The sequence below is a fragment of the Paenibacillus doosanensis genome, assembly GCF_025060755.1.
In the GTDB taxonomy this organism is placed as follows: Bacteria; Bacillota; Bacilli; order Paenibacillales; family NBRC-103111; genus Paenibacillus_S; species Paenibacillus_S doosanensis.
The window spans coordinates 41,044-47,482 of the sequence record NZ_JANYUY010000057.1 but is presented as its reverse complement, the minus strand read 5'-3'; the positions used below and the strand labels follow the sequence as shown (position 1 = coordinate 47,482).

The 6,439-nt window shown below is 46.7% G+C and carries 6 protein-coding genes; 4 read left to right on the top strand and 2 right to left on the bottom strand.

Annotation, left to right across the window (positions count from 1 at the left end; translation table 11 throughout):
- Positions 1-209: 209 nt before the first annotated feature.
- Together N0M98_RS28385 and N0M98_RS28380 are read right to left on the bottom strand one after the other, a co-directional pair.
- Complete coding sequence (locus tag N0M98_RS28385; protein ID WP_259619864.1) at positions 210-1,376, bottom strand: sensor histidine kinase; 1,167 nt, start codon at positions 1,374-1,376, stop codon at positions 210-212.
- On the bottom strand, positions 1,366-2,055 hold the full coding sequence (locus N0M98_RS28380) for a response regulator transcription factor (protein WP_259619861.1): 690 nt from the start codon (positions 2,053-2,055) through the stop codon (positions 1,366-1,368). The genes N0M98_RS28385 and N0M98_RS28380 overlap by 11 nt, the downstream gene beginning before the upstream one ends.
- 333 nt (positions 2,056-2,388) lie before the next feature.
- Here N0M98_RS28380 and N0M98_RS28375 point away from each other — a divergent pair, with 333 nt between their 5' ends.
- From N0M98_RS28375 to N0M98_RS28360, 4 genes are all read left to right on the top strand, one after another.
- On the top strand, positions 2,389-3,270 hold the full coding sequence (locus N0M98_RS28375) for a phosphotransferase family protein (RefSeq protein WP_259619860.1): 882 nt from the start codon (positions 2,389-2,391) through the stop codon (positions 3,268-3,270).
- Between the two features lie 148 nt (positions 3,271-3,418).
- Entirely contained in the window at positions 3,419-3,733 is a 315-nt protein-coding gene (locus tag N0M98_RS28370; protein ID WP_249866364.1) for an ArsR/SmtB family transcription factor, read from the top strand.
- 104 nt (positions 3,734-3,837) lie between these two features.
- Positions 3,838-4,839 carry an NADP-dependent oxidoreductase gene (locus N0M98_RS28365; protein WP_259619859.1) on the top strand — a complete coding sequence of 334 codons (1,002 nt, stop codon included), beginning with the start codon at positions 3,838-3,840 and terminating at the stop codon, positions 4,837-4,839.
- 270 nt (positions 4,840-5,109) lie between these two features.
- A complete protein-coding gene (locus N0M98_RS28360; protein WP_259619858.1) occupies positions 5,110-6,414 on the top strand; it encodes a DEAD/DEAH box helicase in 1,305 nt (434 codons plus the stop codon).
- Positions 6,415-6,439: the final 25 nt, after the last annotated feature.

Sequence of the window (6,439 nt, the reverse complement as noted above, 5' to 3'; positions counted from 1 at the left end):
CGGTGTGGTAGACTTCACCTAAAAGGTGCTCCTCTCTTTGGGTGATGTTGTCCTGGACAAACACCATTCTACCAAAGATTTGGAGCCCTTTTTATGTTTTTAATGCGCAGTACTTTCGAAATTCAGGTTGAAATGATTCTTCGCATATCTCGTCTCCCCCTCATACATGGATATACCATGACTATACGGGAGGAAAGGTTAATTCTAGGTTAATCGCGTAGGTTAGGCAGTTGAACCTCGAATGTGGTGCCCATGCCCATTTCGCTTTGGACTTGTACGGAGCCACTATGCTTGTCGATGACCGCCTTGGTAATGGACAGTCCCAGTCCGTTGCCTCCCAGCTCTCTGGAACGCGACTTGTCCACGCAGTAGAAAGGTTCGAAGATTTTGTCCAGTTGATCCTTTGGAATCCCAATCCCCGTATCGGCGATGATAATCCGCGTTGTATCCGGATGGCGTGTGCCAGTGATTTGAATGCTCCCATTCGGCTTATTATACTTGATGGCATTATGAAAAATGTTGGAGAATGCCCGCTGCAACAGATTCCTCTCTCCATAGACTGGTATATCCTCAAGGCGGACTTCGACATCGATATGCTTGCTTTGAATCTCCGCGGCAAGCTCGCTTACGATCGACTGGAACAGCTCCTTCGCTGAGAATGTCGCACAAGCGGCCACATTCAAGTCCGCATTCATTCGGAGCAGATCGTGAACCAGGGTGTTAAGTCGCTCCGCATTGCACTGCAGATCCTGCAGTGCTTCCTTATATTCTTCAAGTGATGGCGGGCCACCCAGCTGTACCACCTCAATCCTGGCGAGCATAGCGGCGATCGGTGTTTTGAGTTCATGAGCAGCATTGGCTGTAAAGTGTTTATGAACCGTGAAAGATTTTTCCAATTTCCGTGTCATTCGATTAAACGATAGGGATAACCTCGCGACCTCGTCCTTGGACGGGGGAACCTGAACCTGCCTGTACAGATTATTTTCGTCGATCTCTTCGATCTCCTTGCTTAAGTCTGTGACAGGCTTCAGCGCTCCTCCTGCTACCCTGTAGGCAAGGACGCTTCCGCTAGCGATGATCAAGATTACGCACAGGAAGCCGGTAGAGGCGAAGTAAATCTGCTGCTCAATCAAGACTGACGGCACGGAGGGGATGGGAGGTGGGGACGGTATTGGAGGCACAGACGATATGGATGCTGGAAGGGGCTCTCTCCCCATTTCTTCGGAGGCACTGACTCTAGGAACAAGCTGCGGGGCGACATAAACGACGCGAGCTGTATAGATTAAAGCGGCCATGAGCGAGAAGCATGCGATGGAGAGTATCAGCGCCATTAACAAAGTTAGCCGCACACGCAGCGGAAGAGATTTAATATGCATCAAGCGGCACCTCCGCTATGTAATAGCCAAGGCCTCTCCGGTTCTTGATCACTTCCTGTTCACCCAAGAGCGCCGCCAGCTTCTTTTTGAGAGAATTGATATGAACCTTGAGAGAGTTCGAGAACCCGTCGAAGCTGCTGTCCCACAGGTGCTCAATGATTTCTTCCGCACTGACGACTCTATCCTTATTAAGCATCAGGTACTCCAGAATGCCGTATTCTTTCTTCGTCAATTCCATTAGGTCGCCCTTAACGTACGCAGTCTTTAACGCGGTATCGATCAGCAGCTCGCCATGCGACATCCGCGTATCCGTCTGGGTGAATCTCCGGCGGAGCAGCGCCCGCAGTCTAGCCTCCAACTCCTTGAAGTGAAAGGGTTTCGCCATATAATCGTTCGCTCCGGTGTCCAGACCAAAAATTTTGTCCTCTACCTCGGAACGTGCCGACAGAATCAAAATCTTGATGTCCTGGTTATTCTTGCGGATCTCTCTCAAGACATCGATGCCATCGATTCTAGGCAAATTCCAGTCCAGCACGAGCGCGTCATACTCATGGATTTCAACCAATCGCAACGCTTCTTCGCCGTCCGATGCCGCATCAACTGCATAGCTGAATTTTCGCAAACCCATGCAAATCGACTTCTGCATCGACAGATCATCTTCGACAACTAATATTTTCAACTTTGTCGCCCCTATCCTTTTGTTTGCCAATGTTTATATACTTATATACTAACCCGATTCAACTCCTTTTTACATTACCCGGTTTATTTATTTGAAGGGTTGAAGTGTCTTCGACCTGATCGAGGAGTGTCGCTGGAGGTGGCCCAATCCGGCACAAGATGCTGCTGTGTCTTGGATAATCCTCATTCAAATATCCCTCTTAAAAATGAAATGCCTCCTCGAAAAAGGGGTCTTGGGGCTGGGTCAAGAATATGATATATGCAAGATATTGGATATGATTCGGCTTTCAGAGGAAATAAATCGGAAAAATTACTCCAAAACAGGAGGTACCATATGAGTTCCATTCTAAAAGTTATAGAAAAGCTAAAGTTGAACCTCTTGAATATAGAAGATGTTCCAGAGTCGTTTAGTTCTGATGTATACAAACTTACTCTTGCCAGTGGAGACAACGTTTTTGTAAAAATTCCATTTAACAAGGATAAACTATTCCGTGAATTTCAGATGCTTGAAACATTAAAGGGGATCATACCCGTTCCTAAGGTGTTGGACATTTGGTACGGGGATGAAAGTACTACTGGAGCATTGCTGCTTTCAGCAATTCAAGGTATGCCTTGTACAGGAGACATGGATGAGAAGCTCTCTTTTCAAATTGGCGTGTATCAAGCTATGCTCCATGAGGTTAAAACTCCTGGGTATGGTTACCACGTAACCGATGGTTTTAAGTTACTTCATCAGAATGATTGGAGATTATATATCAAAAGTAATTTTGAAAAGTGGAAAGAGCCATGCAAAGAGATTCTCGACTCCAAATTGTATGAAAGATGTATTGTTCGCTTTGATGAGGCTTTCTCCGCTTTACCGGACCCTGACGGACCATGCATTGTTCACATGGATTTTAGACCAGGTAATATATTGGTGAACGGTAACGAGGTTGTCGGCATCATTGATTTCGAGAGTGCCCGTGGCGGATCGTCGGAAATCGATTTTACAAAAGTCAATCGGTACATTTGGGAAGTCAATCCGAGAACAAAGATACCGTTCATGGAAGGTTATCAATCGATTCGACCTATGTTGGCTTTGGAAAGAGTGCTGCCATTTTATGATTTTTACGATGCTTTCAGCGCAGTTGTATGGTGCAAAAACAGAGGCATTGAAAAAAATCAAACGTTCCTTCAGGAAAATATTATTACTTTAAGGAATTCGGTGGGTTATTAGCCGAGAAGACGAACGCGACTTCGCCGCAGGCTCCCATCGCTAGATGGGGGCTAATTGAATTTCAAGTGCGGACACAACTTGATTTTGTTAAAAAAACAGCTATAATTATGTTTAATAGATTAAACGAATGAACGAAAGGGTGGATCGTATGAGCCAGCAAATCGAGCATGTTCTACAACAATTTAAAGATTGTATCCCTCTATTGGAAGTACTGACCGATGAAAACCGTCAAGCTATTATTATGCTGTTGGCACAGAATAAATCGGGACTTAATGTAAATACAATATCAGGCCATATGAATTTGTCTAGACCTGCTGTATCCCATCATTTAAAGGTGTTGAAACAGTCCGGTTTTATTAAATCCGAAAAAAAAGGCGTAGAAAACTATTATGTGTTGACTGTCCGTAAACCACTTGAACAACTCAAATCGTTAATTACTGCCGTTGAAGATGAATGCAAATGACTCCATGTTTACCCTAAGACTTGAAGGGCATACTGTAGCGAGGAACTTTTTTGCATAATAGGTTTATATGTTTAAACTAATAATCATATATGGAGTGATTTTAAATGAAGGCTATGATCATTGAGAAATACGGAAAAAATGTCCCGTTCGTGATTACAGATCAACCAATGCCTACTATCGGAGAACATGATGTGCTAGTGGAGATTCATGCAGCCAGCTTAAATCCTATTGACTTAAAAATTAAGGAAGGGAAAATGAAATTCCTGCTGAATTACAGGTTTCCTCTCATTTTAGGAAATGATTTCTCCGGAGTTGTCGTCAAGGTTGGCGACCGGGTGAATACATTTAAGCCTGGAGATGAAGTTTACGGAAGACCCCGCAAAAATCGGATCGGAACATTGGCCGAATTTATTGCTGTTCATGAGGAAGATATTTGGCTGAAGCCGCAAAATCTAACCTTTGAAGAGGTGGCATCGATACCGCTGATCGGATTGACGGCTTACCAAGCTTTTGTTGATATATTAAATCTGCAAAAAGGCCAGAAAGTTTTGATTCACGCAGGTTCGGGAGGCGTAGGAACCTTCGCCATCCAAATGGCCAAGCTGATGGGCGCTTTTGTTGCCACAACAGCAAGTGAAAAAGGCTATGAATTGGTCAAATCGTTGGGGGCTGATCTAATTATTAATTATAAAAAAGAAAATTTTGAAGAAATGCTTACCGGATATGACGCTGTTTTTGATACTTTAGGCGGAGAAGCCTTGGTAAAATCATTCCGGATACTAAAGCCAGGCGGACAAATCGTATCCATCTCCGGTATGCCAAACGCCAGATTTGGAAAAGAAGCTAATTTGGGCTGGATGAAAACAACAATTTTGTCCGTCGCGAGCCGTAAGATCAAAGCTCAAGAGAAGAAGAGCCAAACAAGGTATCACTTCCTTTTTATGAAACCGAGCGGAGAACAATTGAAGGTTTTAAAGGAATTTATTGAAGGAGGTCTCATTAAGCCTATTATTGATAAGGTGTATCATTTGAAAGATGCCGGGCAAGGATTTAAATACCTGGAAAGCGGAAGGGCGAAGGGGAAAGTAATCATTAAAATAAAGTAAGTGCGGCCGCCGCGGGCATTCCTGCTTGAGCATATCGACCCAAATGCTCATTTCTTTTTGCAGTGCTCGGAATGGAAAAATAACTTGGCGTCCATCTTGTACATGTGCGCCACGCATGGCGATGGGCTAGTGGCGAAAGTCTGCTGCGGGGGCTTGTCGTTGCATGTAGAATTTAACTGTTACAGAGAATGCAGTACATCATCTCATATCTGGTGTATAATGCAAGAAGTGAAACTTCCGCATCGACGGTGGTATGACGAAGGAGATTATATGACATTTGAACAATTGAAACTAATTCCCCCCATTCTTAAAGCGCTGGCTAAGGAAAATTATAGACAGCCCACTCCCATACAGGAGCAAGCCATTCCGCCGGTGCTGGCGGGCCGAGATTTGTTCGGCTGCGCTCAGACGGGGACCGGCAAGACAGCGGCGTTCTTGCTGCCAATTATCCAACTGCTAAGCTCGCAGCAGGGACGACCGAGCGGCGGCAAGCGCGTCATTCGTTCGCTGATCCTGACGCCTACGCGAGAGCTGGCCATTCAGATATCCGACAACTTTAAATCTTACGGACGCTTTTCGAATCTGCGAAGTGCCGTGATTGTAGGCGGCGTCTCGCAAAAAGCGCAGGAGCAGGCGCTGGAGCAGGGCATGGACATTCTAATAGCGACGCCGGGCCGGCTAATCGACCTGATGAACCAAGGGTTCGCCGATCTGCGTCACGTGCAGATTCTCGTGCTGGACGAAGCAGACCGCATGCTAGATATGGGCTTCATTCACGACATGAGAAGGATCATCGCCAAGCTGCCTGCCAAACGACAGACGCTGTTCTTTTCGGCGACGATGCCGCCCGAGATCACTTCTCTGGTTAACTCACTGCTGACGAATCCGATGAAAATCGAAATTACGCCCGTTTCCTCTACGGCGGAGCGGATCAAACAGACACTCTACTTTGTGGACAAGCCGAATAAGCTGCCGCTGTTGATCGACCTGCTGCAAGACCGGTCGATCGAGAGCGCGCTTGTGTTCACCCGTACGAAGCATGGCGCGGATCGGCTGGTGAGGGGCTTGACGAAGGCGGCGATTACCGCGCAGGCGATTCACGGCGACAAGTCGCAGAACGCCCGCCAAGCTGCGTTGAATAACTTCAAGCAAGGTGTGACGCGCATACTGGTGGCGACAGACATTGCGGCCCGGGGCATCGACATCGAGGAGCTGTCGCACGTCATTAACTACAATTTACCGAATATCCCGGAAACGTATGTGCATCGGATCGGCCGCACCGGACGAGCGGGATTAAGCGGAATAGCGATTTCGTTTTGCGAGTACGAGGAGATTCCTTATCTGAAAGATATCGAGAAGCTGATCAAGCAGAAGATTCCGGTGATCGGGGATCATCCGTATCCGATGGCAATGAATGAGTCGACACAGACGACAGTTAGGGAGATCAAAGCCAGCGTCACCTCTTCCGAGGCTGGTATCACCCGCGGCCCTCGCAAAGGCGCTACCCCAAACGACTCTGCTGGCAGAAAAGGAACCTTCGGAGGTTCCGGCCGCCGCTCGAGACGGCGGTCCTAAATCGTTGAAGCTGCTGTTACAGGCG

Bases quoted from the DNA above. Each gene is read 5' to 3' on its own strand.
- N0M98_RS28385 (WP_259619864.1), bottom strand. From the start codon at position 1,376: ATGCATATTAAATCTCTTCCGCTGCGTGTGCGGCTAACTTTGTTAATG.
- N0M98_RS28375 (WP_259619860.1), top strand. From the start codon at position 2,389: ATGAGTTCCATTCTAAAAGTTATAGAAAAGCTAAAGTTGAACCTCTTG.
- N0M98_RS28370 (WP_249866364.1), top strand. From the start codon at position 3,419: ATGAGCCAGCAAATCGAGCATGTTCTACAACAATTTAAAGATTGTATC.
- N0M98_RS28365 (WP_259619859.1), top strand. From the start codon at position 3,838: ATGAAGGCTATGATCATTGAGAAATACGGAAAAAATGTCCCGTTCGTG.
- N0M98_RS28360 (WP_259619858.1), top strand. From the start codon at position 5,110: ATGACATTTGAACAATTGAAACTAATTCCCCCCATTCTTAAAGCGCTG.